Genomic DNA, 26,473 nt, shown 5'->3' with positions numbered 1-26,473 from the left:
CCATGACAAAGACAATGAAGTTCACCCGCCGAGGTCTCGGCGGGCTTGCCGTCGGCCTGCTCGCGACGCCGGCCCTGGGCCAGGCCTCGGCGGCTTCCTGGCCCGACCGCCCCGTGAAGATGGTGGTGCCCTTCGGCGCCGGCGGCGCGGTGGACACGCTGGCGCGGCTCTTCGCGCAGCGCTTCTCCGAATTCGCCAATGGCCAGACGCTGGTGGTGGAGAACCGCTCCGGTGCCGGCGGCATGGTGGCGGGTGCCTTCACGAATACTCAGCCAGCCGATGGCTACACGCTGATGATGGCCGATATCGGCGCCAATGTCGTTGGCAAGGAGCTGAACCCCAAGCTTTCCTATGAGCCGCTGACCGGCTTCACGCCGATCATGCAGGGCGCCATCCTGCATGCCGTGATGATCGCGCATCCCTCCGTGAAGGAGAAGACGCTGGCCGAGATCATCGCCGCGGCGCGCGCCAAGCCGGATGGCTTTGTGTATTCCTCCGCCGGCGTCGGCAATATCAGCCATCTCGCCATGGCGCTGATGGAGCAGCAGACCAAGACCAGCATGGTCCATGTGCCCTATCGCAGCGGCTCGGAGGCAGTGACGGCGGTGATGCGCGGCGATGCGCAATTCTCCTTCCCCAGCCTCGCCTCCGCCTTCCCGATGATCAAAGGCGGGCAGGTGCGGCCCGTGGCTCTCGGTGGTGACACGACCGAGCAGCTTCCGGGGGTGCCCTCGGCCAGCGACGCCATTCCGGGCTTCGAGGCGGCCGTGTGGTATGGCGTCGTCGCCCCGCCGAACATGGACCCCGCGCTGGCCGACCGCATCAACGAGGTCTTCAACAAGATCGCGGCGGTGCCGGAAGTGCGTAAGGCGGTGGAGGAAGTGCAGGCCGGGCGCGTCATCGGCGGCACGCGCGCCGAATTCGCCAGCTTCCTGAAGTCCGAACACGACCGCTGGTCCAAGGTGATCCGCGCGGGCGGCATCCGCACGGAATAAGCCTCAGCCCCGCCGCACGCTCCAGAAAGCGGCGAAGCCCGCCGGGATATCCACGATGTCCCGGCGGAAAGCGGTGCGCTGGAGCAACTGGCCCAGCGGGATATAGGGCAGGTCCTGGAAGGCCTGCCGCTGCATCTCGGCGGCGATGGTGGCCTGACTGGCTTCGTCCGGCGCCGCCAGCCAGCGCTCCCGCATCGCTTCCAGCGCCGGGCTGTCCGGCCAACCGCGCCCGGCCGCGCGGCCGTTGGCGCGCAGGGAGGCATTCACCGCCGGGTTCAACTGGTCCAGCCCGGACCAGAAGGTGTGGTAGATGCTCCATCCCCCCTGCTCCACCGGCTCCGTCTTACCGATCCGCTGGATGGCGGAGCCCCAGTCCATTGCCTGGTAATCCACCTTGATGCCGATACGTTGCAGCAGGTCCGCGCCCACATCGGCCAGGGCTTTCAGGTTAGGAAAATCGGAGGGCGACAGCACCACCGCCGGCTCACCCTTGTAGCCGGATTCCGCCACGGCGCGCTTCGCGGCTTCCAGGTCGCGCGGGCCTGTCAGGGCCTCCATGCCGGCATCGCTAGCCATGGGGGTGCCGGGGCAGAAGAAGCCGATGCCCTCCCGCCAGCCGCCGGGGGCGCTGCCCGCAACCGCCGACATGAAGTCCGACTGCCGCAGCGCCGGCAGCACCGCGCGGCGCAGCGCCGGGTTGTTGAAGGGCGCCTGCAGGTGGTTCATCCGCATGATGCCGATGAAGCCGGTGGAGTCCGGCAGTGTGGTGCGCACCTCGCCGCCGCGTTCCAGCATCGGCAGCAGGTCGAAGCCCGGCGCTTCCCACCAATCCACCTCGCCATTGCGCAGCGCGGCGGCGGCGGTGGCCGGGTCGGGCAGCACCTGCCATTCCACGCGGACGAAATGCACCCGCTTGGCGCCGGCGGTGAAGGAGGAGGCATCCTCGCGCGGCAGGTAATCAGGGTTTCGGTCATAGGCCACGCGGGCGCCGGCCAGCCGCTCGGCGGCATTGAAGCGGAAGGGGCCGCTGCCGACCATCTCGGCGACGGGTTTGAAGGGGTCGGTCTGCGCCAGGCGTTCCGGCATCATGGCGCAGATGGGAGAGCCGGGCTTGCCCAGCGCCGCCGGCAGCAGCGGAAAGGGCCGCTTCAGCCGGAAGCGGATGACGCGGTCCTCCGACGCGGAGAGTTCCTCCGTCGCCTCCATCAGCGACTGGCCCAGCGCGTCCCGTGCCGCCCAGCGGCGGATGCTGGCCACGCAATCCCGTGCCAGCACCGGCGGGCCGTCGTGCCAGCGCAGCCCGGGGCGCAGCGTCAGCGTCCAACGGCGGCCGTCATCCTCGACCACATGTCCTTCCACCATCTGCGGCCGTACGCGGAACTCCGCGTCCATGCCGTAGAGCGTGTCGAAGACCATCATGGCATGGTTTCGGGTGACATAGGCCGCCGTCAGCACCGGATCGAGGATCGCGAGGTCCGATTGCGGCACGAAGCGCAGGGTGCTGGCCCGCTGCGCCCGCGCCAGGCGCGGCGCGGCCAGCAGCGTGGCGGAAGCAGCGAGGATCGAGCGGCGCGGAAAGCGCATGATGGTCTCCGTCATCGCGGTCAGGGGCAGGCTAGGCCGGTTTCGCCGTATGGCAACCCTTGGCCGCGCCCGCCGCAGCCGCCATGATCCGCTGCCATGAGCCAGACACTCAACCTGCTGACCGACATCCCTGGCATCAAGGTCGGGCATGCCACCGACCTGGCGCTGGGCTCCGGCGTCACCGCCGTGCTCTTCGACCAGCCGGCGGTGGCCGCGGTGCAGATCGGCGGCGGCGCCCCCGGCACACGGGACACCGACCTGCTGCGCGCCGAGATGACGGTGGAGCAGGTGGATGCCATCGTGCTTTCCGGCGGCTCCACCTTCGGGCTGGACGCGGCGGGCGGCGTGCAGGCGGCGCTGCGGGAGGATGGGCGCGGCATCCGGTTCGGCGGCATCAATATCCCACTGGCGCCGCAGGCCATCCTCTTCGACCTGCTGAACGGCGGCAACAAGGATTGGGGACGGTTCAGCCCCTATCGGGATCTCGGCTACGCGGCGGCGCGGGCGGCGGCTCCGGGGGAATTCGCGCTCGGCTCCATCGGCGCCGGCACCGGCGCGACCACCGCCACGGTCAAGGGCGGGTTGGGCTCGGCCAGCGCGGTGACGGCGCGGGGGCACCGGGTCGCGGCCATCGTGGCGGTGAACGCGGTCGGATCGCCACTGGTGGGCGAAGGCCCCTGCTTCTGGGCCGCGCCTTTCGAACAGGGCGCGGAATTCGGTGGCCTCGGCATGCCGCCGCACTTCGGGGCGGAGGACCTGCGGCCACGCCTCAAGGGCAGCGCCGGCACCGCCACCACCATCGGGCTGGTGGTCACCGACGCGGTGCTGACCAAGGCCCAGGCCCGGCGGCTGGCCATCATGGCGGATGACGGGCTGGCCCGCGCCATCCTGCCGGCCCATGCGCCCACGGATGGCGACACCGTCTTCGCCGCCGCCACGGGCGCCGTGCCGCTGGGGGACCCGGTTGCCGCGCTGACCCTGCTCGGCCATACCGCGACCCAGGTGATGGCGCGCGCCGTGGCCCGTGCCGTCTTCTCGGCCACCGCCCTGCCCTGGCCCGGCGCGCAGCCCTGCTGGCAGGACCGCTTCGGCGAGAGGAACAAGGCATGACGAGGCTGGACGAAACCCTTGCCGCGAAGCTGGCGCGGATCGCGCTGGGGCATGTGACGCGGGAATACCCCAACAAGCTGGACCATGTGATGGCCGGGCCGGAGGATGCGCGCGGCCCGCGTGACCTGCACCCGATCTTCTTTGGCAGCTTCGACTGGCATTCCTGCGTGCACAGCTACTGGATGCTGGCGCGGCTGCTGCGGCGCTTCCCCGGCATGGCACCGGCCGCCGAGATCCGCGCGCTGTTCGATGCACAGTTCACGGCAGCCAATGTGGAAGCGGAATGCGCCTATCTGCACCGCCCCACCGCGCGCGGCTTTGAGCGGCCCTATGGCTGGGGCTGGCTGCTCAAGCTGGCCGCCGAGCTGCCGCCACCGCATGCCGAGACCCTGTCGCCGCTGGCGGGCATGATGGCGGAGCGTTTCCTGAACTTCCTGCCGCGCGCCACCTACCCGACTCGCGTGGGCACGCACTACAACAGCGCCTTCGCCTTCTGCTTGGCCGCCGATTACGCGGCGGCGGTTTCGCACCAGCCGCTCGCCGCCATGCTTCGCGACACGGCCCGGCGCTGGTTCGGCGAGGATGCCGATTGCCAGGCCTGGGAACCCGGCGGCGACGATTTCCTCTCCTCCGCGCTGGTCGAGGCCGAATGCATGCGGCGCCTGCTGCCGGAAGGCGCCTTCCTGCCCTGGTTCGGTCGCTTCCTGCCCCGTCTGGCGCAGCGGCAGCCCGCGACGCTCTTGCAGCCTGCTACGGTCAGCGACCGCACGGATGGCAAAATCGCGCATCTGGACGGGCTGAACCTCAGCCGCGCCTGGTGCTGGCGCAGCATCGCCGCCGCGCTGCCGGAAGCCGACCCGCGCCGCGCCCTGGCGCTGGAGACCGCCGAGGTGCATCTCCAGTCCGCGCTGCCGCATGTCGCCGGTGACTACATGGGCGAGCACTGGCTGGCCAGCTTCGCCGTGCTGGCGCTGGAAGCCTAGGCCGGCGCTTCCTCCCGCACCCGGTGGGGGTGGGTGAAGACCTCGAAGCCGTCGCGCCGGCAGATGCCGAGCACGGTGATGCCGGCGGCCTCCGCCACCTCCAGCGCCAGGGTGGTGGGGGCGGAGATGCCGGCCAGCAGCGGCGCGCCCAGCATCGCCGCCTTCTGCACCAGCTCCACCGAGATGCGGCTGGTCATGATCACCATCCCCTCCGCCGCCGGCAGCGCGCGGGCGGCAAGCGCGCCGGCCAGCTTGTCCAGCGCATTGTGGCGGCCGACATCCTCGCGCAGCGCCACCAGCCCTCGCGCGGGGTGCCAGAAGGCCGCCGCGTGCACGGCATGGGTTTCGGTGTTCAGCGCCTGGCTGGGCGGCAGGGCGGCCAGGGCCTCCTGGACCTGCCCGGGCAGCAGCTCGATGCCGGGGCCCACCCTCGGCACGGCCCGCTGCGTCTGGGCCAGTGTTTCCAGCCCGCACATGCCGCAGCCGACCGGCCCAGCCAGGCGCCGGCGCCGCGCCGCCAGCGCCTCTCCCCGGTCGGACCGCAGCCAGAAGCGCAGGTCGATGCCGGCGGGCAGCGGCACGATCTCCAGGGCATCGACCTCATCGGCATGGGTCAGGATGCCCTCGGTCAGGCTGAAGCCGATGGCGAAGTCGCGCAGGTCGTCAGGCGTGGCCATCATCACGGCATGGGCGGCGCCGTCATAGGTGAAGGCCACCGCGACCTCCTCGGGCAGGGCACGGTCGCCATCCTGCCAGTTGCCGCCGCGCCAGGCGCGGCGCGGAACCTGGCGCGCGCCGCGCATCATGCCCCGCCGCCTTCCGCCACCACCCGCACGGGCACCGACTTCGCCGCCGGCACCTTGCTGCGCTCGGCGTGGTGCCAGAGTGGGATCAGCCGGTTGCACTCGGGGTAATAGGCGGCGATGCAGCCATCCGGCAGATCGTAAGGCACCACCTGCAAGCCGGAGACCCTGCGCTCCCGCCCGTCATCGGCCTCGGTTCGCAGGGCCACGCTTTGCCCTTCCTCCAGGCCCAGCCGCACCATGTCGTTGCGTCCTATGAAGACCACGTCGCGCGTGCCGCTGACGCCCCGGAAGCGGTCATCATAGCCATAGACGGTGGTGTTGAACTGATCGTTGGAGCGCAGGGTGATGAGTTGCAGCACCCCTTCCCGCTTCAGCGGAACATCCGGATCGGCGCGCAGCCCGGCGGGAGCAATGAAATTGGCCTTGCCGGTCTTGGTCTTCCACACCCGTTCCCGCGCCGCGCGGGGGCGCGGGAAGCCGCCGGGCGTCTTCAGGCGCGCATTGAAGCCGCTGAAGATATCCGGAAAGGTTTCGGCGGCGGCGTCGCGGATGCGGTTGTAATCCGCCACCCAGTCATCCCAGGGCACGCGGGCATTCATCGGCAGGGCGGCCTTGGCCAATCCGGCAATGATGGCGGGCTCCGACCTCAGGTATTCGCTGGCCGGCTGCGACTGGCCACGGGACGGATGGATCTGCCCGTTGGAATCCTCCATCGAGACGACCTGCGGCCCGCTGCGCTGGGTGTCGATCTCGATGCGCCCGAGGCAGGGCAGCAGGTAGGTCACCTCCGCCGGAACAAGATGACTGCGGTTCAGCTTGGTGGCGATCTGCACGGAAAGGCGCAGGCGCGGCCAGGCTTCTTCCATCGCCGCCGTCTCCGGCACCGCGCGCAGGAAATTGCCGCCCAGCGAGAGGAAGGCGCGCACACGGCCATCCAGCACCGCCTCGCAGGCCTCCACGGTGTTCAGCCCTTTCCCGCGCGGCGGGCTGAAGTTGTACTGCTCCGCCAGCTTGTCCAGCGGCACCAGATCCGGCTTCTCGCTGATGCCGATGGTGCGCTGGCCCTGCACGTTGGAATGGCCGCGCACCGGGCAGATGCCGGCACCTTCCTTGCCGATATTGCCGCGCAGCAGCAGCAGGTTCACCAGCATCTGCACATTCTCGACGCCACGCCGGTGCTGTGTCAGCCCCATGCCATAGACCGCGATCACCGCCTTTGATTTGCCGTAGCAGCGCGCCACGCCTTCCAGCGCCGGCCGCGTCAGGCCGGATTCCCGTTCGATCTCCGCCCAGTCGGCCGCGCGGGCGGCCTGGGCGAAATCCTCGAAGCCACGGGTGTGCTGGGCGATGAAGTCATGGTCCAGCAGCGTCTCTCCGGCATCGTCGGCCTCGATCAGCGCCTTGCAGAGCCCCATGATCGCCGCGATATCGCCGCCGGCCTTCACCTGATGATACTGGGACGAGATGCGCGTCTCCCTGCCCGTCAGCATCTCGGCCGGCGATTGCGGATTGGTGAAGCGCTCCAGCCCGCGTTCCCGCAGCGGGTTGAAGGTGATGATCGGCACGCCGCGCTTCGAGGCTTCTTGCAAGGGGTGCAGCATGCGCGGGCTGTTGGACCCGGGGTTCTGCCCAAAGAAGATAATGCAGTCGGCCTGGGAGAAGTCGGTGAGCGAGACCGTGCCCACGGGCTGCCCAATGCTTTCCGGCAGCGCCACCGAGGTGCTCTCGTGGCACATGTTGGAGGAATCGGGCAGGTTGTTGGTGCCATAGAGCCGCGCGAAAAGCTGCCACATGTAGGAAGCCTCCAGCGAGGCGCGGCCGGAGACATAGAAGACCGCCTCCTCCGGCTTCAGCCGGCGCAGCTCGACGCCGATTTCGCGGAAGGCATCCTCCCAGGTCACGGGGCGGTAGGTATCGCTGTGCGGGTCCCAGCGCATGGGCTGGGTCAGGCGGCCCTGCGCCTCCAGGTCATGGTCACGCCAGCCGCGCAGCTCGGCCAGCGTGTGTGCCGCGAAGAAGTCAGGGCCGGCGCGCTTGGCGGTGATCTCCCAGGCGGTCGCCTTGGCACCGTTCTCGCAATATTCGAAGGCACGCGGCACCGCGGGCTTCTCCCAGGCACAGGAGACGCAGGCGAAGCCGTCATGCTTGTTTTGCTTCATCAGGACGGCATTGCCGCCGACCAGACGGCCTTCCCGGTGCAGGATGCCCTCGACCGATTTCAGCGAACCCCAGCCGCCAGCAGGGCCTTCATAGGGTTCGATATGCGCTTCCTCGTCCATCGTCCTGTGCCTCGTTCTGGCCTGTGTCTCGCGGCGGGATGGCCGGCGTCAGGCCGGCAGGTTCGGTTCGCCTTGCGGCTCGTGAAGCGGGCAGCGGCCACGGCTGGCGCGGAAGCGGGAGGAAGCCTCGTAGGCCGCCTTGCGCACGCGCATCACGCCACCCAACGGCCGGTGCGCCGCCAGGCCGTGCCAGGGGCTGAAGGCATAGCCATCGTCCACGGCAACGGCCCGTGCCTCGCTCCACCCTGTCTGGCGTGGCACCCGCAGGCGCGCCACGGCGATGAAGGGGCTCTGCTCCTCCGGCCAGGGCACGGAGGCATCCTCGAGCGGCATGCTGTCGAGATCGGTGCAGAGCTGCACACGCAACTCCCATTCGGCATCCTCGCTGCGGAAGAAGCCGTTCACGGCGCGGCGCAGGGCATCGGGCTGGTCCCGCACATCCAGCGGCGCATCCTTTAGCGCCTTGAGGTTGGCGGAGACCGGCGCCACGGAGATCTTGGCCATATAGGGCCCATGCAGCAGCGGCACCTGGGAATGGAAGGTCTCACCCAGCGGATGCGTCTGCGGATGGCCGCCCATGGTCTTCAGGGTCGCGCTTTCGCCGCCCGCCGCCTCCACCAGCGCCTCGGCGCCGCGGAAGACGGTGGAGGCCAGCTTCTTCCAGGCCTGCGGCGTATCGGTCGTCCTGGCCAGCAGCTTCAGGCTGCCTAGGAACTGCTTCGGCTTGGCGACGGCGAAGGCCGGGGCATTGACCAGCACATAATCCTGCGTGTTGCCCGGCGCATCCGGCAGCCGCTCCCCTTCCACGTTCAGCACCTTCAGCGCGAGGCCGCGCGGGAGGGAGATGCTGTTGTCCAGGATATCGCCGGCATTGGTGGAAAAGCGCAGCACCACCGGGTAGCGCCCGGGGCGGGCGTAGAGCCCCTGCGCCAGCTCCGGCGGCAGCCCGTCCAGCACCTCCAGCTCCCCCTGCAGCAGGCCGTGGCTCTTGGCATGGACGCCGCGCAAGGCCTGCCCGGAATTCCTGAAGGTGGTTTCCTGGATGTCCCGCAGCGCCTCGATCAGCTCATGCGTAGTGGCGGCCTCGTCGCCATCCGGCTGCTCGAAGGAGGGCTGATAGCGCAGGGGCGTCACGGGCAGGCTGGCGGACATTCTCGCTCCGATGCAGCTGGTCGAAGCTTGAACGTCCCGGCCAGCAGGGCGTTGCCGTGCTCAGCCGGCCGGAAAGGCGCGGGCGGAACCTGGGCGCAGCAGGCAGGCATCGCCCGGGCGCAGCGGGCTGCCGGGCAGCTCGGCCTCCACCACCAGCGGGCCCAGCTCCAGTTCCAGCCGCACGCCATGGCCGGTGGGGCGGCGGGCGCGCAGGGTGGCATTGCCGGCCTCCGCCACCGGCACCACCTGCCAGTCCCTGGGCCGGATGAAGGCCAGCGCCGGCCCGGGTGCCGGCGGCGCCTGCCGCAGGGCAGCGGCCGGCAGGGGCGGCAGCGGCAGGGGGTCGAAGCGCAGCGCCGTGCCGTCCCATTGCGCCTCCAGCCGCACCGATTCTCCCAGGAATCCGGCCACAAAGGCGTCGGCGGGATGTTCGACCAGTTCCTCGGGCGTGTCGTATTGCACGATGGCGCCGCCGCGCATCACCGCCACGCGGTCAGCCAGTTCCATGGCCTCGTCCTGGTCATGGGTGACGAAGATGCTGGTGAGGCCCATCTCCCGGTGCAGGTCCCGCAGCCAGCGGCGCAGGCCCTTGCGCACCTCGGCATCCAGCGCGCCGAAGGGCTCGTCCAGCAGCAGCAGGCGCGGCTCGATGGCCAGGGCGCGGGCCAGCGCCGCCCGTTGCCGCTGCCCGCCCGAGATCTGGTCCGGCCGCCGCGCCGCCAGCTCCGGGATCTGCACCCGCTCCAGCAGCGCCGTCACGCGCCGCGCGATCTCGGCACGATCCGGACGCGTGGCGCGAGGGCGGATGCGCAGACCGAAGGCGACATTCTCGAAGACGCTCATGTGCCGGAACAGCGCGTAATGCTGGAACACGAAGCCGATGCGCCGCGCCCGCACCGGCACATCCGCCATGTCCTGCCCCTCGATCAGCACCCGCCCGGCATCGGCGGCCTCCAGCCCTGCCAGGATGCGCAGCAGGGTGGTCTTGCCGGAACCGGAAGGGCCGAGCAGCGCGACGAATTCGCCGCTTCGCACCTCCAGATCGACATCTCGCACCGCGGCGGCATTCTCGAAGCGGCGGGAAAGCCCCTGGACGGAGACACTCATGCGGGATGCACGCGCGTGGCGCCATGCCGTTCCAGCAGCGCCTTGGCCGCCAGTGTCACCAGCGCCAGCAGTGCCAGCAGCGCGGCCACCGCGAAGGCGGCGACGAACTGATACTCGTTGTACAGAATTTCCACGTGCAGCGGCATGGTATTCGTTTCGCCCCTGATGTGTCCGGACACGACCGAAACGGCGCCGAATTCGCCCATCGCCCGCGCGTTGCAGAGAAGAACGCCCGACAGCAGCGCCCAGCGGATCTCCGGCAGCGTCACGCGGAAGAAAGTCTGGAAGCCGCTAGCACCGAGGGTGGCGGCGGCTTCCTCGGCGGTGCGGCCCTGTTCCTGCATCAGCGGCACCAGGGTGCGGGCAACGAAGGGGAAGGTCACGAAGATCGTGGCCAGCACCAGCCCCGGCAGCGCGAAGATGATCTGCATGTCATGCGCCTGCAGCCAGGGGCCGAACCAGCCCTGCGCCCCGAAGAGCAGCACCCAGACCAGGCCGGAAATCACCGGGGAGACGGAGAAAGGCAGTTCGATCAGCGCCAGCAGCAGGCCACGTCCGGGAAAGGTGAACTTGGCGATGCACCAGGCGGCGGCCAGCCCGCCCAGCGTATTCACCGGCACCGCCAGGGCGGCCACCAGCAGCGTCAGGCGGATGGCGGCCTGCGCGTCGGGCTCCGCGATGGCCTCCAGCGCCGGGGCCAGGCCACGACGCAACGCCTCGGTGAAGACGGCGGCCAGCGGCAGGAACAGCAGCACCACCGCCAGCAGCAGCGCGATGCCGAGCAGGATGCGGCGGGGCCAGGGGCTTTCCCTCCTCATGCGGCGCGGCCCCGGCGTTGCAGCCAGTTCAGCAGCAGCAGGATCAGGAAGGCCAGCAGCAACATGGCCAGCCCCACGGCGGCGGCGCCGGCATAATCATACTGCTCCAGCCGGATGGTGATCAGCAGCGGCGCGATCTCGCTCACCATGGGCATGTTGCCGGCGATGAAGATGACGCTGCCATATTCGCCAAGCCCGCGCGCGAAAGCCATGGCAAAGCCGGCCAGCAGCGCCGGCATCAGGGCGGGCAGCACCACGCGCGCCAGGGTCTGCACCCGGCTGGCGCCCAGGGTGGCGGCGGCTTCCTCGGCCTCCCGCGGCAGGTCGCGCAGTACGGGCTCCACGCTGCGCACCACGAAGGGCAGGCCGACGAAGAGCATGGCGACACCCACTCCCAGCGGCGTATAGGCCACCTTCACGCCCAGCACCCCCAGCGGCGCGCCAAGCCAGCCTTCCGGGGCATAGAGCGCCGTCAGCGCCAGCCCCGCCACGGCGGTGGGCAGGGCAAAGGGCAGGTCGATGGCGCCATCCAGCAGCCGCCGGCCGGGAAAGCGGTCCCGCACCAGCACCCAGGCCAGCAGCAGCCCGACCGGCAGGTTCACCGCCGCCGCCGCCAGCGAGGCGAGGAAGGACAGGCGCAGCGCCGCCAGCACGCGCGGCTCAGCGAGGGAACGCAGAACCCCCTCCACCCCCAGTTCCCAGGGCCGCAGCGCCAGGGCCGCCAGCGGCAGCAGCACGATCAGCCCCAGCCATAGCAAGGTCACCCCCAGGGAGGTGCCGAAGCCGGGGATGGCTCCCCTAGCGCGCAGGGCGGTAGGCCTGGTCGAAGGTTCCGCCATCGTCGAAATGGCGCTTCTGCGCCGCCGCCCAGCCACCGAAATCGCCATCCACCGTTACCAGCTCCAGGCGCGGGAAGCGGTCCCCGGCGGCGGCCAGGGCTGCCTCGTCGCGCGGGCGGTAGAAGTGCCGGGCGGCCAGGGCCTGCGCCTCCGGTGTATAGAGCCCCTGGAGATAGGCTTCCGCCAGCGCCCGGCTGCCGCGCCGGTCCACCACCTTGTCCACCACGGCCACCGATGGCTCCGCCAGGATGGAGAGCGGCGGGTAGACGATCTCGAACTTGTCCCGGCCGAATTCCTCGAAGGCCAGGTGCGCCTCGTTCTCCCAGGCCAGCAGCACGTCGCCCTGGCCGTTACGGGCGAAGGTGGTGGTGGAGCCCCGCGCCCCGGTATCCAGCACTGGCACGTTGCGGTAGAGCCTGCCCAGGTATTCCTGCGCCGAGGCCTCGCTGCCGCCGGGCCGGCGCAGCGCCCAGGCCCAGGCCGCCAGGTGGTTCCAGCGTGCCCCGCCCGAGGTCTTGGGGTTGGGCGTGATCACCCCCACCCCTTCCCGCGCCAGGTCGCCCCAGTCCCGGATGTTCTTGGGGTTTCCCTTCTTCACCAGGAAGACGATGGTGCTGGTATAGGGCGCGCTGTTGAAGGGCAGCCGCTTCTGCCAGTCGGCGTTGATCAGCCCGCGCTCGGCGATGGCATCCACGTCGTAGGCCAGGGCCAGTGTCACCACATCCGCCGGCAGCCCGTCGATCACGGATCGCGCCTGGCGGCCGGAGCCGCCATGGGAGGTGCGGATCTGTACCCCCTGCCCGCTCTGCGCCTTCCAGCGCTCGGCGAAGGCGGCGTTATAAGCGCGGTAAAATTCCCGCGTGGGATCGTAGGACACGTTAAGAAGCTGCGTCGGGGCCTGTGCCCGCGCATGGCCGGCCACCAGCCCTGCCAGTGCCATGCTGCCGAGCAGCACCCGGCGTGGGGTCCGTATCGAGGTCATGCTTCGACACTCCTTCCGATGCGGTTCGCCGAGTGTTTCCCGGCGGGAGGGTCCGAGACAACACCAATCGTCGGTCGCGGCGCCCTCCTCGCGCGGAGCTTATTCCACAATGGTGAAGTGGATAACAAAAATTCCACTTGATGATATCCAGGTTTGGCGCCAACTAGTGGGTGCCAATCACGGCTCATCGGGCCTACGGGCCCCGCGGGATTTGACCCATGCAGCTTGCACCGCGTCACCAAATGCTAAAGCGCCGCTCCGTATGCCGGACCCTGGCGCTGCCCGACCGGGCGCGAATGCGCTGTTGGCGCTGAACGCCACAGCCTTCTCACAACCTTAAATTTTTTACGAGTGTTCTGGCGCCATGATGCGCGCCAGCCAGGGATGCCTCATCATGATCGCTTCTCGCCCCATCGACGTCGCGGGCCGCTTCGTCGGCGTCGCCGTGTCTCATGCCACCGGCTGGCGCTTCCGCGCCGTGGACCCCGTGGTGGACGACCTGGACGGCGCCACCTTCCCCAGCCCAGCGGAGGCCGCGCGCGTCGCGCGCTTGGTCGCCGCCCGCACGCAGGACTGGGCGCAGCAGCCGGGCCCCGCCAGCACGCACTGACAGCCCGGCCACCCGCCACGAAGGAACAGGGCGCCGGCCTCGCCGCCGGCGCCCTTTCCATGTCAGGCCTTATGGATCGGGTCGATCCAGGGCACGCTTTCCGGCTTCTCCACCGGCTCGATATCCAGGTTCACCACCACGGCCTCGTTGTCGCTGCGCACCAGCACGCATTCCAGCGTCTCGTCGGTGGAGGCATTGATCTCCTGGTGCGGTACATAGGGCGGCACGTAGATGAAGTCGCCCGGTCCGGCCTCGGCCACGAATTCCAGCTTCTCGCCCCAGCGCATACGGGCGCGGCCCTTCACCACATAGATGACGCTTTCCAGCGGCCCGTGGTGATGCGCGCCGGTCTTGGCATTGGCATGGATGTGCACCGTGCCGGCCCAGATCTTCTGCGCCCCGACACGCGCCAGGTTGATGGCGGCGGCGCGGTGCATGCCCGGGGTCTGGGCTGTGTTCTCGTCCAGCTTGTCGCCTGGGATCACGCGGACGCCGGAATTCTTCCAGCCATCCGGCGGCCCTTGCAGCGAGGAATGGTCGTGCCCGTCATGTGGCATCTGGCGCTGTCCTTCTTCCTAGCCCGCCTTGCGGCAGGGCTTCGGCAGGATGATAAATCACTACTCCGTTTAGGTCTATTCTGCAAAAACCCCAATTCATCGCGGCCAATTAGCTTGTCATGGTGGCGCGGATATCGCCTTCCCGTGCCAGCACAGCCATGCCGACCTCATCCTCCACCTGGAGGAAGCCGATATCCATGCTCGCTTCCCTCAGCCGCAGGTTCCGCAGCGTCACTGTGCGCAGGAAGGGCGGCAGGGCGGGACGCTGGAAGCTGATGCAACCGATATCCGGCGCGAAGCTCATGCCGAGGCAGGAAGCGACCAGCGAAAGCGGCGTCACCGCCGCCCAGGCCTGCGGCGCGCAGGCCACCGGATAGGGCGTCGGCCCGTCGCCATCTCGGCGAGGGAAGCCGCAGAAGAGCTCCGGCAGCCGCCGCAGCTCCAGATGCTCGGCGGCGGTGAACATGCCCTCCAGCACCCGCGCGGCCTCGGCCCGGTAGCCGTAGCGGGAAAAGCCTGCCGCGATCAGGGCATTGTCGTGCGGCCAAACGGAGCCGTTGTGATAGCTCATGGGGTTGTAGCGCACCTCCCCCACCGCCAGGGTGCGGATGCCCCAGCCGGAGAAGCTCGCGGGATCCATCAGCGTCGCGACCAGCCGCGCCGCACGCTCCGGCTTCGCGATGCCGGCGAAGAGCGCGTGGCCGGCATTGGAGGACCGCACCCGGCAGGGCCGCTTGGCGCCATCCAGCGCCAGGACATAGGTGCCGAGCTGCTCATCCCAGAAGGCGGCATCGAAATCCTCGCGCAGGCGGGCGGCGCGGACCTCCAGGGCGTCGGCACGCTCCGCATGGCCCAAGGCGCGGCCGATCCGTGCCGCGGCCTGCCAGGCGCCATAGACATAGGCCTGCATCTCCACCAGCGCGATGGCCCCCTCCGCCAGGGTGCCATCGGCATGGGAGATGCTGTCCCCGCTGTCCTTCCAGCCCTGGTTCACCAGCCCCTGCGGGGTGCGGCACTGGTACTCCACGAAGCCATCGCCATCCAGGTCGCCGGAGGCATCGATCCAGCCCAGCGCGGCCTCGATATGCGGCCAGAGATTCCGCAGCGTCTCCAGGTCGCCGCTGCGGTCCAGGTAGGCGCCGGCCAGCATCACGAAGAGCGGCGTGGAATCGACGCTGCCATAGTAACGGCCATAGGGAACCTCCCGCAGCCGCGCCATCTCGCCCGCCCGCATCTCATGCAGGATCTTGCCGGGCTCGGCGTCATTGGCGGGGTCTTCCTCCCGCGCCTGGGTGGTGGCCAGGAAATGCAGCACGCCACGCGCGATGGCGGGGTCGAACCACAGCGCCTGCCAGGCGGTGATCAGCGCATCCCGGCCAAAGGGGGTGCTGAACCAGGGGATGCCGGCATAAGGGTAAGGGCCGCCGGGCTTGTCCGTCAGCAGCATGTCGAGATCGGCGGCGGCCCGGCGCAGCACCTCGTTGAAGATCTCGTGCGAGCTTTCCACCCGCGCCGCCCGCGCCGCCACCTGCCGCGACGCCCTGCGGGAGGTGCGCAGCGCCGCATGGAAGGCGCGGTCCGCCGTCATGGACGAGCAATCGGCCGGGGCATCCGCTGTGGCTTCCCGCACCGCCACGGACAGAAACAAAACGCAGCGCTGCCCGGCCTCCAGTTCCACCAGGAAGCTGGCGCTGTCGGGCCCGATCAAGGCGGGGGCCGGCGCGAAGGTGAGCGTGGTGCTGCGGGTGACGGAATCGAGCCCGGTATAGCAGAGGGTGACCTGCGATTCGCCCACCACCGGCTGGTGCGAACGGCCACGGGCCGGGCGGTTGCGGCCACGCACCTCGAACAGGTCGGCGAAATCGGCGCCGAAGGTGAAATCCAGCCGCACCTGCCGCTTATGGTGGCCATAGTTCCGCAGCGCGACGCGCTCATGGCAGGCGCCGTTCCAGACGAATTTGGTGCGGCGCAGGTGCAGCCGGCCACGGGGCATCGGCCCGCCCGCATCGCCCGGCATCTCCGGGTTGGTCAGGTCGCAGGTCAGGGTGATGTTGTCGGCACTGACGGCCGAGCCCAGCAGCACCGGCGCCTGCCCGTTCACCCGCAGCCCCAGTTGGGAGAGGTAGCGGGTATCGAGGTGGAAGAGCCCTTCCGGGCTGCCCGGCAGGCCATCGAGGTCGCCAGCGCGGTCGAACAGGGCGAAGCTGTCGCCATGTTTCAGCGTGCGTGGCCTGCGCTCCTGCAACGAGATCTGGGCCGCAGGAGCGGGCTCCGTTTTCACCAGGGGTTTGGGCTGCACGATCAAAACAGACTCCCGTCGCTACAACAGCATGTCGAGCCCGGCGGCGGGATGTCCAGCCCCCCAGCGCCTTTACGCTGGGGGCTGATTTATTTTCACCAGGTGTAGCTGACGCTGCCCAGGACGTTTAGCCGGTTGCCATAGAAGCAACCCGTGGTGCCGGAGCAGCGGGACACGTAGCGGGTATCCGCCAGGTTGCTGGCGGTGACGTTCAGCATCAGCCCCCTCATGCTATCGCTGAGGCGGGACAGGTCATAGCGGATGCCGGCGTCGAAGAGGGTGGTGGAAGGCACCACCGCGCCGCCGGTATTCACCGCCGAGGTATTGCCCAGGTAGCGCACGCCCGCCCCCACCGTCAGGCCACCGATGGGCCCGGCGAGGCGCGCGAGGCTGTATTCGGCGTAAAGCCCGGCATTGTTCTTGGCCACGCCGGCAGGGCGGTGGCCGATCTCGGCGGCGGTGTTGCTCTCGGTGATCTCGGGGTCGAGATAGGTATAGGAGCCGGTGAGGCTGACGCCGTTGCCCAGTTCGGCGGTGGCTTCCACCTCCACGCCGCGCACCCGTATCTCGCCCACAGCGATCTGCTGGGTCACGTTATCGGGGTCCGGCGTCAGCGTGTTCTGCTGCGTCAGGTGGAAGGCCGCCACCTGGATGAAGGAGCGCAGGCCGTCCGGCTGGAACTTGATGCCGACCTCATACTGCTCGCCCTTCAAGGGGCTCCAGCCCCGAGCGATGCCCGTGGTGCTGTCTGTGCCGATCTGCGGCTGGAAGGAGCGGGCATAGCTGACATAGGGCGCGAGGCCATTATCGGCGAGGTACAGCGCACCGACCCGCCAGGTGAAGGCCTTGTCGTTCTGGTAGCTGTGCACCCCGCCGGCGTCGCGGTCGTCGATATCCGAATAGGCCCAGTCCTGCCGGATGCCGCCCAGCAGGATCAGGTTGCCGACGCGCGCCTGGTCCTGCAGGTAGAGGCCGTACTGCGTATTGACCTGCCGCACGTTATCATAGGGCGCTGGCAGCACCGGCACCGGGGTCCCATAAACCGGGGCGAACAGGTCTAGGCCGCTGGCGAAGGCGAATTGCTGCGCGTTGCGGTAGAACACCTGGCTGTAGTCGAAGCCGCCCAGCACGGTGTGGCTCACCGGGCCTGTGGTGAATTGCGCCTTCACCTGGTTATCCACCTGGAAGGTGTTGACGTCGATGTTCGCGCGATAGGCGAAGCGGTCCAGCGTGCGCTGGTCGGCCCGCAAGCCGCCGCCATAGACCTGGTCCCAGTTGATGCCGGTGTGGCCGTAGCGGAGGTTCTGCTGGAAGGACCAGACATTGTCGAAGCGGTGGGACAGCTCGTAGCCGACGCCGTATTGCGTGCGGTTGAAGCGGTCGAAATCCTCCTCGCCGGTGAAGCGGCTGCGGCTGACGCGGCCGAAGGGCGTGCGCTCCACCGTCGCCTCATAGGGCAGGAACTGGTTCCCCGAGGTGCGGTCCCGCTGGTAGTAGCCCAGCAGGGTCAGCGAGGTATCGGCAGTGGGGCGCCAGGTCAGCGTCGGCGCCAGGAAGATACGGTTGTCCTTGACCTCATCCACGGGGGTATCAGCATCCCGCACCAGGCCGGTGAAGCCGTAGGTCCAGGTGCCGTCGCTGGTCAGCGGGCCGCTGGAATAGCCCTGGCCCTGCAAGCGGCCATAGCTGCCGGCGGTCAGGCGCACCTCGCCCATCTGCTGCTCGGTCGGCCGGCGCTGCACCATGTTGACCAGGCCGCCCGGCGCGATCTGGCCATAGAGCACCGAGGTCGGGCCACGCAGCACCTCGTAGCGCTCCAGGCCATAGGTCTCGAACATGCTGCCGGCATAGCCGGTGTTGTAGCGCAGGCCGTTGAGGAAGATGCCGTTGTCCTGGGCATTGAAGCCGCGGATCTGGAACCAGTCGGTGCGGCTGTCGGTGCCGTAGTTCTCGCCCCGCACGCCGGCGGTGTAGCGCAGCGCCTCGCCCAGCGTCTGCGCCTGGCGCGCGTCGATCTGGTCGCGCGGCACCACGGAGATGCTCTGCGGGCTTTCGATCAGCGGCGTGTCGGTCTTGGTGCCGGTGATCTCCTGCTCGGCCACGAAGCCGCGCACCGGGTCCAGCGCGCTTTCGGCGCGGCCGGTGACATCCACCATGGGCAGCACCAGCGTGCCGGCGGGCGCATCGGCGGCCTGGGCCCAGGCGGCGGCGGGCGACAGGGCCGTGGCGCCCAGCAGCCACAGCAGGCGGCCGGCGCGGGGGCCGAAGGAAACGGGCGGCATGCGGCGATCTCCGGAATGGGCCGGGACCGCACGGACGAGCCCGAAGCCTTTCCGCCCCCTTAATGAGAATGCCTCGCAAATGCAAGGGATGGCGTGGGCCCTGCCGCGCCTTTCACCCCAGGCGTGGCCGCCATGCCAGCAGGCGCAGCGCGTTGAGCGTCACCAGCACCGTGGCACCGGTATCGGCCATGATGGCAGGCCAGAGCCCCGTGATGCCCAGCAGCGTGGTGACCAGCAGCACCAGCTTCAGCCCCACAGCCACGGCCACATTCTGCTTCACATTGGCCAGCGTGGTGCGGGAGAGCTGCACCAGCTCCGCCACCCCCACCACCTTGCCGCGCAGCAGGGCGGCATCGGCGGCTTCCAGCGCCACATCCGTGCCGCCGCCCATGGCGATGCCGACGGAGGCCGCCGCCAGCGCCGGGGCATCGTTGATGCCATCGCCCACCATGGCCACCGGCCCCGCCTGCTTCAGCGTGCCGATATGCCGCAGCTTGTCGGCCGGCAGCAGCCCGGCTTCCACCTCCATGCCCAGTGCGCTCGCGATGGCGGCGCCGGTGCGGGGGTTGTCGCCGGTCAGCATCACCGGGCGTAGGCCCAGGCGCCGCAGCGCGGCGATGCCGGCGGCGGCATCCTCGCGCGGCTCGTCCCGCATAGCGATCAGGGCCAGCGGCGCGCCATCGGCCAGCACGGCCACCACGGTCTTGCCCTCGGCCTCCATCGCGCCGATGCGAGGATCGTCCAGGGCGGCGCCGGCCTCGGCGGCATGGCGCGGGCTGCCAACGGAAACGCGCCGGCCTTCCACCACGGCCTGCGCGGCGAGGCCGGCCACGGCACCGGCCTCCATCGCCGACGGCAGGGAAAGCCCGCGCGCCTCGGCCTCGGCCAGGATGGCACGGGCCAGGGGATGGGCGGAATCCTGCTCCGCCGCCGCCGCCAGCCGCAGGGCCTCCGCGGCGTCGGCATCGCCCAGGGGGATGAGGTCGGTGACGCGCGGCTGCCCCTCGGTCAGCGTGCCGGTCTTGTCGAAGGCGATGGCCCTGGCATCGCCGATGGCTTCCAGCGCCGCGCCGCCTTTCACCAGCAGCCCGCGCCGCGCCCCGGCCGAGAGCCCCGAGGCCATGGCCGCCGGCACCGAGATGACCAGCGCGCAGGGGCAGGCCACCAGCAGCAGCGCCAGGCCGCGATAGAACCAGGTGCCCCATTCCCCGCCGAAGAGCAGCGGCGGCAGCAGCATGGTCAAGGCGGCGGCGGCCATGGCGCCGGGGGTCCACCAGGCGCTGAACCGCTCAATGAAGCGCTGGGTGGGGGCGCGGGAGGCGGTGGCCTCCTCCACCAGCCGCACGATGCGGGCCAGGGTGGTATCCGCCGCCCCGCGCGTGACGCGCAGGCGCAGCGCGCCATCGGTGCTGATGGAGGCCGCCACCACGGGCTCGCCCGGGCCACGCGGCACCGGCACGCTTTCGCCGGTGACAGGGCTCTCGTCCATGGCGGAGCGGCCTTCCAGGATCTCGCCGTCGCTGGGCACGCGGTCGCCGGGGCGCAGGCGCAGGATGTCACCCGGGCGCAGCGCGGCGACAGGCACTTCCTCCAACTCCCCCGATGCGGTTTCCCGCCGCGCGGTGCTGGGCATCAGCGCGGCCAGGGCCCGGATGCCGGCGCGGGCGCGGCCAGCCGCCACATTCTCCAGCAGCTCGCCCAGCGCGAAGAGGAAGACCACCAGCGCCGCTTCCTCCGTGGCGCCGATGACGATGGCGCCGAGCGCGGCGACGGACATCAGCGTCTCGATGGAAAAAGGACTGCCGGCGCGGGCCAGCAGCAGCGCCCGGCGCCCGAAGGGCAGCAGCCCCGCCAGCGTCGCCGCCAGCCAGAACCAGCCGGCCAGGGCGGGCAGCAGATGCGCCAGCACCCAGGCCGCGGCGACCAGCCCGCCGATCAGGAAGACCAGACGCGCCTTGGCGCCGCGCCACCAGGGAGTGCCGGGGGGCAGTTCCTCTTCCTCTCCATGCGCATGCGCGATGCCGCCGTGGCCATGGGCATGGCTGTGCCCATGGTCATGGTCGTGGTCGTGATCGTGATGGGCGAGCCCGCAGCCAGAGCCTTCATGGTCATGGGCCGGAGGCGGCCCCTCCGCCGGAGCGACAGGGCGGGCGCGGTAGCCAAGGGCGGTAACCTGCCGCTCGATGGCTTCGGCGGTGGCGCCATCTTCCGCACGCCGCAGGCTCAGCCGCTCGGCCATCAGGTTGACGCGGATGTCGGTGATGCCTGGCAGCCGGCTGACCGCCTTCTCCACCTTGGCGACGCAGGCACCGCAGTCCATGCCCTCCACGCGCCAAGCGAGTGTCTCTGCCTCCGTCTTCCGTGCCATCGGCGGCCTCCGTTCTGTTCGGCTGTCCTTGTTATGCGACCTCCAGTCACTGGAGGTTCAAGGGGCAAGCATCAGGAATTCTGGCTGGCCCTGACCAGGCATGAAAAAGCCCGGGCCGCGGACTATCTTTATGGGCGCATGAAGCAGGTTCCAGGCATGACCACTTTCTCCATTGGTGACCTCGCGCGCCTCACCGGCACCAATGTCCGCACCATCCGCTACTACGAGACGGTCGGCCTGCTGCCGGCGCCGCCCCGCACTGCCGGCAACCAGCGCCTGTATGCCGAGCCGCACCGGCGCCGCCTGGCCTTCATCCGCCATGCGCGGGACATGGGCTTTTCCATGGAGGCCATCCGCGACCTGCTGCGGCTGGCCGAGGCCGGCCCTGACACTCCATGCGCGGATGCCGATGCCATCGCACGGCAACAGCTTGCCGCCGTCAGCAGCCGCATCACCCGGCTGCAATCCTTGCAGGCCGAGCTGGAGCGGATGCTGGAGACGCATGGGGATACGGTGGGGCAGTGCCGCGTCATCGAGGTGCTGGCCGATACCAGCCACGCCCATTGCCTCGACCCCAACCACGGCCGCGTCGCAGCGGATATTGATTTTCCGTAATCTTACCCGATCTGAATGGCATGATAGACGCCAAATCCCTCCTTGACCGTTTCCTCGGCCCCGGCGGCAAGGGAGCCAACCAGCTTGGTGGCCTGCTGAAGCAGGCGGCCGGCGGGCGTGGCTCGCCGACAGGCGCCGGAACAGGCCTGCAGGGCGGCATTCCCGCCGGCTTCCTCGGCGGCGCCGGTGCCGGCGGGCTGATCGGGCTACTGCTGGGCGGCAAGAAGAAGAGCAAGGGCGTTGGCGGCGTGCTGAGCCATGGCGGCGCCGCGGCGCTGGGCGCCCTGGCCTACCGCGCCTACCAGAACTGGCAGCAGGAGCAGGCACGCGGCGCCCCGCCGGCCGATGACAGCTTCCTGCCCGAGAGCCCCGCCGCCGACGGCCACCCCTTCGCCCTGGCGCTGGTGCGCGCCATGATCGGCGCCGCCAAGGCCGATGGCCATATCGATGCCGCCGAACAGCAGGCGATCTTCGCCCAGGTGGAACAGGCCGGGCTGGATGCCGAGGCCAAGGCATTGGTCTTCGACGCCCTCTCCCGCCCCACCGACCTCGATGCCATCGCTGCCAGCGCCCGCACGCCGGAGCAGGCGGCGGAACTCTACCTGGCCAGCCGCCTGGCCATCGACCCGGACCAGCCGGCCGAGCGCGCCTATCTGGACGCCCTGGCGCACCGGCTGAAGCTGCCGCCGGGCCTGCCCGAACGCCTTTCCGCCGAGGCGGCGCTCGCCACCGGCGGCTGAGCCGTCTGGTGCGGCCGGGAAAGCTCTGCCAAGCTGCGCCCTCCAGCTTCCGGAGCGCGAGCCGCGATGACCGACCTGCCCCCTGCCCCCCAGCCTGACCCCGAGGTTCTCGCGGCGCAGGAGATCTTCCGGCAGCGCGGGCTGGCCAATGGCGACATCCTCACCCAGCCCATCGCTGAGGCCCGCGCCACCACCTACCGCTACCAGGCCTTTCTCAACGAGGGCGGGCCGGAGGCGGAGATTTCCAACCACACCCTGCCCACCACGCCGCCGACCCCGGTGCGGATCTACCGCCCTAAGGGCAAGGATGGCGTGCTGCCGGCCTATCTGCATGTGCATGGCGGCGGCTTCGCGCTCGGCAATATCGACACGCTGGACCGCTGGAAGCGCGAGGTGGCCGAGCAGGCCGGCGTGGTTGTGGTCGGGCTGGAATATGCCCTGGCGCCGGAGCATCCCTACCCGACGGCGGTGGAGCAGATCGTCGCCGTGCTGCGCTGGCTGTGGTCGGAAGCCGCGAACCTGGGCATCGACCCGGAGCGGATCGGCATCGGCGGCGAGTCCGCCGGCGGCAATGGCGCGCTGGCGGCGCTGCTGCGGCTGCGCGATGGGGGCGAATGGCAGCCGCGCCTCGGCGTCATCATCTACGGCATGCTCTCCACCGACCATGACACGCCCTCGCATCACGAGCTGGGCGACGGGCGCTTCGGGCTTTCCACCGCCCGGCTGGAATGGTTCTGGAAACACTACCTCGCCGGCACGCCGCGCGACGATGCCGGGGCCGCGCCGCAGAACGCGCCGGTCGAGGGCCTGCCGCCGCTGCTGCTGATCGCCGCCGGGCTGGACCCGTTGCTGGACGATACGCTGAAGCTGGACCAGCGCCTGACGGAAGCCGGCATCCCGCATGACCTGAAGGTCTATTCCGGCGTGCCGCACGGCTTCCTGGGCCAGACCGGCCTGCTGACCAAGGCGCGGCAGGCGCAGGCCGATGTGGTGGCGGCCATCAACCGCCACCTGAAGTAAGGGCTAGCTCCGCGACGGCTTGTTGCCGTGCGAGACATCGGGCGTGCCCCGGAACAGCGACATATGCGTATGGGTCGCGATCCAGGGCTCGCCCACCTTTTCCCGCGCGAAGGAACAGGTGGCGCGGCCCTTGCGGTCGAAAGGCTTGCCATCCGGCAGGTAGCCGGTGGAATCCCACACTGCCATGCCGACGGCGAAGAGCCGGTCCGGCGAGACCAGCGCCTGCACGTCGTCCAGCCGCCAGGTAAAGCCGTCGATGGTCGGCCAGACCTTGCGCCACTGGTTGGCCTCGGCATTCTCCCGGCCCGGCACGAAGTTGCTGTAGGTGCCGAAGGCGATGAAGTCATCGGCGAAGAGATGCCGCGCCGCCGCGAAATCCACGGCCTGGACATGGTCCGACAGTTGGCGGAACCAGTCGCGCACCAGCGCGTGGTCCTGCGGATCGACGGGGGCGGCGGCCTGAATGGTCATGCGGTCTTCCTGAACATGGTTATTGTGGCTCGAACTTCGCGATGCGCAGCAATTCGGCGCTGTGCTGGACATCCCGCGCGATGGCGGCCTCGATTTCGGGAATGGTTTCGCGTACCGGCTCGAAGCCCTGCCCCGCCAGCCGCCGCACCATCTCCGGCTCGTGCAGCCCCTCGACGATCGCCGTGTTGATGCGCGCCGCAATCTCCGGCGGCAGGTTGCGAGGCCCCCAGACGCCGTACCAGGAGTGGAATTCGAAGCCCGGCAGGCCGGATTCCGCCAATGTCGGCAGTTCCGGCGCCAGCGGCGTGCGCGCGGGCGTGGCGATGCCGAGGCCGCGCAACTGCCCGCCCCGGATCATCGGCAGCGTCGCCAGCACGGGGTCGAACATCAGTTGCGCATTGCCCGCCGCCACATCCGTCAGTGCGGGGGCGGAGCCGCGATAAGGCACGATCTCGATCGCGGTGCCGGCGGCGCGGTTGAACTCGATGCTCGCGAGATGCCCGGCGGCGCCGAGGGAGGAGGTGGCGAAGGACCACTTCCCCGGCTGCGCCCTGGCGGCGGCGATGACCTCGGCCAGGGTGGTTTCGGGCCGGCGCGGGTCCATCACCAGCACGCAGGGGCCCCGCGCGCTGCGCGCCAGCGGCAGGAAGTCCCGCACCGGGTCATAGGGCACATCCTTCATGACGTGGCGCGCCATGGGGTGGATGGAGGCGGAGCCCATGATGGTATAGCCGTCCGCCGGCGCCTGCAGCAGAAGCTGGCCGCCCAGCGTGCCGCTGCCGCCTGGGCGGTTCTCCACCACCACGGTCACGCCCAGCCGCTCCTGCAGCTTCAGCGCGGCCAGCCGGGCCATGGCATCGGTGGCGGCGCCGGGGGTGTAGGGCACAATCATGCGGATGGGGCGGTTGGGCCAGGCGCCGCCCTGCGCCCACACGACGGGAGCCGCCAGGGCCGGTAAGCCAGCAGCAAGGCCGCCCCTCCACAAGATGTCACGACGCTTCATGGTCCGGCTCCCGGGCTGGTTGCGCCATGGGCGCGGCGGAGAGCCGCATCGTTGCCGAGACTCTGCCAAATGCGCAACACGATTCGTTCTATGGAAAATTCCACGGAACGTTTCGCATGAAACTTTCAAACTAACATGGGTCTGGACATGGCAGCCGCCGTGACGGAAGAGCAGCCCCCGAAGCCGCCCCCCTGACAGGAGAACCCCTTCCATGGCCGAGACGCCCGCCCAGATGCCGAAGCAAGTGACGGTCATCGGCCACCCGCTGGTGCAGCACAAGCTGACCTTGATGCGGCACAAGGAGAGTTCCACCGGCAAGTTCCGCCAGCTGGCGCGCGAGATCAGCCTGCTGATGGCCTATGAGCTGACCCGCGACCTGCCGCTGGAGATGCGCGAGATCCAGACGCCGATGGAAACCATGCAGGCGCCCATTCTGGCCGGCAAGAAGCTCTGCATCGTCTCCATCCTGCGCGCCGGCGACGGCATCGCGGAAGGCATGCTGGACCTCGTCCCCTCCGCCCGCGTCGGCCACATCGGCCTCTACCGCGACCCCAAGACGCTGGAGCCGGTGGAATACTACCTGAAGCTGCCCGAGGATGTGGGCGAGCGGCTGGTGATCGTGGTGGACCCCATGCTGGCCACCGGCCATTCCGCCGCCGCGGCGCTGACGCGGTTGAAGCAGGCCGGGGCCACACAGCTGCGCTTCGCCTGCCTGCTGGCCGCGCCGGAAGGCATGAAGGTCCTGACCGAGGCGCATCCGGACGTGCCGGTCTTCACCTGCTCCATCGACCGGGAGCTGGACAGCCATGCCTATATCCGCCCCGGCCTGGGCGACGCAGGCGACCGCCTCTACGGCACCAAGTAACAACCGACACAAAAATTCTGCGTTTGATGGCATGGGTTGCGCGTTGGCTCGCCGTATCACCGGGGAGAACAACGGCAGCCCATGTTTCTTTCCCTCCTCCTGGACGCGGCCCCTGGCCGGATCGAGCCCGCCATCGCGCCTCGCGCCGAGACATCCGCCATCCTGCAACGTGACCGCAACGCGGCGAGTGACGAGACGCTGATCGCCTGGGCGGCGGCCGGCGACCGGCTGGCTTTCGACCAGCTCTCGCTGCGCCACCTGCCCCGGCTCTACCGGCTGGCCCATCGCGTCACCGGGGATGCCGCCGCCGCCGAGGACGTGGCGCAGGAGGCCATGCTGCGCGCCTGGCAGGCCGCCGGGCGCTTCGACCCCTCAAAGGCGCGCTTCTCCACCTGGCTGCACCGCATCGCCACCAATCTGGCCATCGACCATGCCCGCGCCGCCGGCCGTGTGGCCCCCGCGCCTTCCGAGGATACCCCGGCCCCCGAGGCAGACCCCGAGCAGCGCGCCGCCACCCGCCAGCAGCGCGCCATGCTGGCCGGGGCGCTGGACGAGATGCCAGCGCGGCAGCGGGCCGCCCTGGCCCTGTTCTACGACGCGGAGATGCCGGGCGCCGAGGCGGCGGCGGCGCTGTCCGTCTCCACCCGTGCGCTGGAAGGGCTGCTGCGGCGCGCGCGGCACTTTCTGGCGGCACGGCTGGGTGGCGGCTGAGGAGGCCCCGATGCGCATCGCCCGTTTCGAGCACCTGCTGGACACCCATGGCGCCGATCTCGGCCGCTGGCCGCCCGCCGAGGCAGAGGCCGCGCGTGCCCTGCTGATGGCATCGCCCGAGGCGCAGGCGCTGCTGCACCGCACCGCCACGCTGGAGGATGCCCTGCGGGGCAGCCGCGCCATGCCCGATGCCGCCACCCTGGCCCGGATGCGGGCGCATGTGGCCACGCGGGTGGCCCGCATGCCGCTGCCGGAGCGCCCGGGCGCCCTGGCCTGG

The 26,473-nt window shown here is 69.9% G+C and carries 23 protein-coding genes and 1 pseudogene; 10 read left to right on the top strand and 14 right to left on the bottom strand.

The genetic code is table 11. From position 1 onward, the window contains the following. Positions 1-2: 2 nt before the first annotated feature. Complete coding sequence (locus tag IBL25_RS02280) at positions 3-995, top strand: Bug family tripartite tricarboxylate transporter substrate binding protein (RefSeq protein WP_187776940.1); 993 nt, start codon at positions 3-5, stop codon at positions 993-995. Positions 996-998: 3 nt separating this feature from the next. On the opposite strand, the gene IBL25_RS02275 is transcribed toward IBL25_RS02280, so the two are convergent. Continuing rightward, positions 999-2,579 carry an ABC transporter substrate-binding protein gene (locus IBL25_RS02275; RefSeq protein ID WP_187776939.1) on the bottom strand — a complete coding sequence of 527 codons (1,581 nt, stop codon included), beginning with the start codon at positions 2,577-2,579 and terminating at the stop codon, positions 999-1,001. A gap of 96 nt (positions 2,580-2,675) precedes the next feature. Between IBL25_RS02275 and IBL25_RS02270 the strand changes: the two genes are divergently transcribed. After that, complete coding sequence (locus IBL25_RS02270) at positions 2,676-3,689, top strand: P1 family peptidase (RefSeq protein ID WP_187776938.1); 1,014 nt, start codon at positions 2,676-2,678, stop codon at positions 3,687-3,689. Then, a complete protein-coding gene (locus tag IBL25_RS02265) occupies positions 3,686-4,672 on the top strand; it encodes a DUF2891 domain-containing protein (protein ID WP_187776937.1) in 987 nt (328 codons plus the stop codon). The genes IBL25_RS02270 and IBL25_RS02265 overlap by 4 nt, the downstream gene beginning before the upstream one ends. Here IBL25_RS02265 and fdhD read toward each other — a convergent pair. Genes fdhD through IBL25_RS02230 form a run of 7 tightly spaced genes read right to left on the bottom strand, consistent with a single transcriptional unit; the run spans position 4,669 to position 12,655 of the window. Next, the gene (gene fdhD, locus IBL25_RS02260; protein ID WP_238940160.1) at positions 4,669-5,478 is read right to left on the bottom strand and encodes a formate dehydrogenase accessory sulfurtransferase FdhD; all 810 of its coding nucleotides are present in this window, start codon (positions 5,476-5,478) and stop codon (positions 4,669-4,671) included. The two genes, IBL25_RS02265 and fdhD, sit on opposite strands and share 4 nt — an antisense overlap. Next, positions 5,475-7,757: an FdhF/YdeP family oxidoreductase gene (locus tag IBL25_RS02255; protein ID WP_187776936.1), complete on the bottom strand. Its 2,283-nt coding sequence runs from the start codon at positions 7,755-7,757 to the stop codon at positions 5,475-5,477. Before IBL25_RS02255 ends, fdhD begins: the two co-directional genes overlap by 4 nt. A gap of 48 nt (positions 7,758-7,805) precedes the next feature. Further along, a complete protein-coding gene (locus IBL25_RS02250) occupies positions 7,806-8,909 on the bottom strand; it encodes a catalase family protein (RefSeq protein WP_187776935.1) in 1,104 nt (367 codons plus the stop codon). Between the two features lie 60 nt (positions 8,910-8,969). Then, on the bottom strand, positions 8,970-10,016 hold the full coding sequence (locus IBL25_RS02245) for a sulfate/molybdate ABC transporter ATP-binding protein (protein ID WP_187776934.1): 1,047 nt from the start codon (positions 10,014-10,016) through the stop codon (positions 8,970-8,972). Continuing rightward, positions 10,013-10,834 carry a sulfate ABC transporter permease subunit CysW gene (cysW, locus tag IBL25_RS02240; RefSeq protein ID WP_187776933.1) on the bottom strand — a complete coding sequence of 274 codons (822 nt, stop codon included), beginning with the start codon at positions 10,832-10,834 and terminating at the stop codon, positions 10,013-10,015. Before cysW ends, IBL25_RS02245 begins: the two co-directional genes overlap by 4 nt. Continuing rightward, positions 10,831-11,673 carry a sulfate ABC transporter permease subunit CysT gene (gene cysT / locus IBL25_RS02235; RefSeq protein ID WP_187776932.1) on the bottom strand — a complete coding sequence of 281 codons (843 nt, stop codon included), beginning with the start codon at positions 11,671-11,673 and terminating at the stop codon, positions 10,831-10,833. The genes cysW and cysT overlap by 4 nt, the downstream gene beginning before the upstream one ends. Continuing rightward, positions 11,633-12,655: a sulfate ABC transporter substrate-binding protein gene (locus IBL25_RS02230; RefSeq protein ID WP_187776931.1), complete on the bottom strand. Its 1,023-nt coding sequence runs from the start codon at positions 12,653-12,655 to the stop codon at positions 11,633-11,635. The genes cysT and IBL25_RS02230 overlap by 41 nt, the downstream gene beginning before the upstream one ends. 394 nt (positions 12,656-13,049) lie before the next feature. Here IBL25_RS02230 and IBL25_RS02225 point away from each other — a divergent pair, with 394 nt between their 5' ends. Then, a complete protein-coding gene (locus tag IBL25_RS02225; RefSeq protein ID WP_187776930.1) occupies positions 13,050-13,265 on the top strand; it encodes a hypothetical protein in 216 nt (71 codons plus the stop codon). Between the two features lie 62 nt (positions 13,266-13,327). Here IBL25_RS02225 and IBL25_RS02220 read toward each other — a convergent pair whose 3' ends face one another. The 4 genes from IBL25_RS02220 to IBL25_RS02205 all read right to left on the bottom strand — a co-directional run bounded on the left by IBL25_RS02220 (position 13,328) and on the right by IBL25_RS02205 (position 20,771). Then, complete coding sequence (locus IBL25_RS02220) at positions 13,328-13,822, bottom strand: cupin domain-containing protein (RefSeq protein WP_187776929.1); 495 nt, start codon at positions 13,820-13,822, stop codon at positions 13,328-13,330. A 109-nt stretch (positions 13,823-13,931) separates the two neighbouring features. Then, on the bottom strand, positions 13,932-16,121 hold the full coding sequence (locus IBL25_RS02215; RefSeq protein WP_367615531.1) for an amylo-alpha-1,6-glucosidase: 2,190 nt from the start codon (positions 16,119-16,121) through the stop codon (positions 13,932-13,934). 95 nt (positions 16,122-16,216) lie between these two features. Then, positions 16,217-18,403 carry a TonB-dependent siderophore receptor gene (locus IBL25_RS02210; protein ID WP_187776927.1) on the bottom strand — a complete coding sequence of 729 codons (2,187 nt, stop codon included), beginning with the start codon at positions 18,401-18,403 and terminating at the stop codon, positions 16,217-16,219. Positions 18,404-18,515: 112 nt separating this feature from the next. After that, positions 18,516-20,771 carry a heavy metal translocating P-type ATPase gene (locus tag IBL25_RS02205; RefSeq protein ID WP_238940159.1) on the bottom strand — a complete coding sequence of 752 codons (2,256 nt, stop codon included), beginning with the start codon at positions 20,769-20,771 and terminating at the stop codon, positions 18,516-18,518. 156 nt (positions 20,772-20,927) lie between these two features. Between IBL25_RS02205 and IBL25_RS02200 the strand changes: the two genes are divergently transcribed. The 3 genes from IBL25_RS02200 (at position 20,928) to IBL25_RS02190 (ending at position 23,146) form a co-directional block, all read left to right on the top strand. Continuing rightward, a complete protein-coding gene (locus IBL25_RS02200; protein ID WP_202986646.1) occupies positions 20,928-21,386 on the top strand; it encodes a MerR family transcriptional regulator in 459 nt (152 codons plus the stop codon). 20 nt (positions 21,387-21,406) lie between these two features. Further along, positions 21,407-22,126, top strand: coding sequence for a tellurite resistance TerB family protein (locus IBL25_RS02195; protein ID WP_187776925.1), 720 nt, complete (start codon positions 21,407-21,409; stop codon positions 22,124-22,126). Between the two features lie 66 nt (positions 22,127-22,192). Continuing rightward, on the top strand, positions 22,193-23,146 hold the full coding sequence (locus IBL25_RS02190; protein ID WP_187776924.1) for an alpha/beta hydrolase: 954 nt from the start codon (positions 22,193-22,195) through the stop codon (positions 23,144-23,146). 3 nt (positions 23,147-23,149) lie between these two features. On the opposite strand, the gene IBL25_RS02185 is transcribed toward IBL25_RS02190, so the two are convergent. Both IBL25_RS02185 and IBL25_RS02180 read right to left on the bottom strand, forming a co-directional pair. Next, entirely contained in the window at positions 23,150-23,617 is a 468-nt protein-coding gene (locus tag IBL25_RS02185) for a YybH family protein (RefSeq protein ID WP_187776923.1), read from the bottom strand. Positions 23,618-23,636: 19 nt separating this feature from the next. Next, positions 23,637-24,551 (bottom strand): Bug family tripartite tricarboxylate transporter substrate binding protein, encoded by a 915-nt coding sequence (locus IBL25_RS02180; protein ID WP_367615530.1) that lies wholly within the window; start codon positions 24,549-24,551, stop codon positions 23,637-23,639. 280 nt (positions 24,552-24,831) lie between these two features. Between IBL25_RS02180 and upp the strand changes: the two genes are divergently transcribed. The 3 genes and pseudogenes from upp to IBL25_RS02165 all read left to right on the top strand — a co-directional run. Then, complete coding sequence (gene upp / locus IBL25_RS02175; protein ID WP_187776921.1) at positions 24,832-25,485, top strand: uracil phosphoribosyltransferase; 654 nt, start codon at positions 24,832-24,834, stop codon at positions 25,483-25,485. 81 nt (positions 25,486-25,566) lie between these two features. Next, positions 25,567-26,196 carry a sigma-70 family RNA polymerase sigma factor gene (locus IBL25_RS02170; protein WP_187776920.1) on the top strand — a complete coding sequence of 210 codons (630 nt, stop codon included), beginning with the start codon at positions 25,567-25,569 and terminating at the stop codon, positions 26,194-26,196. A 10-nt stretch (positions 26,197-26,206) separates the two neighbouring features. Next, a pseudogene (locus tag IBL25_RS02165) lies at positions 26,207-26,473 on the top strand (hypothetical protein); the annotation flags it as partial.

It is taken from the genome of Pseudoroseomonas ludipueritiae (assembly GCF_014490445.1).
Classification (GTDB): Bacteria; Pseudomonadota; Alphaproteobacteria; order Acetobacterales; family Acetobacteraceae; genus Pseudoroseomonas; species Pseudoroseomonas ludipueritiae.
This window is presented reverse-complemented; position numbering and strand designations above follow the sequence as displayed.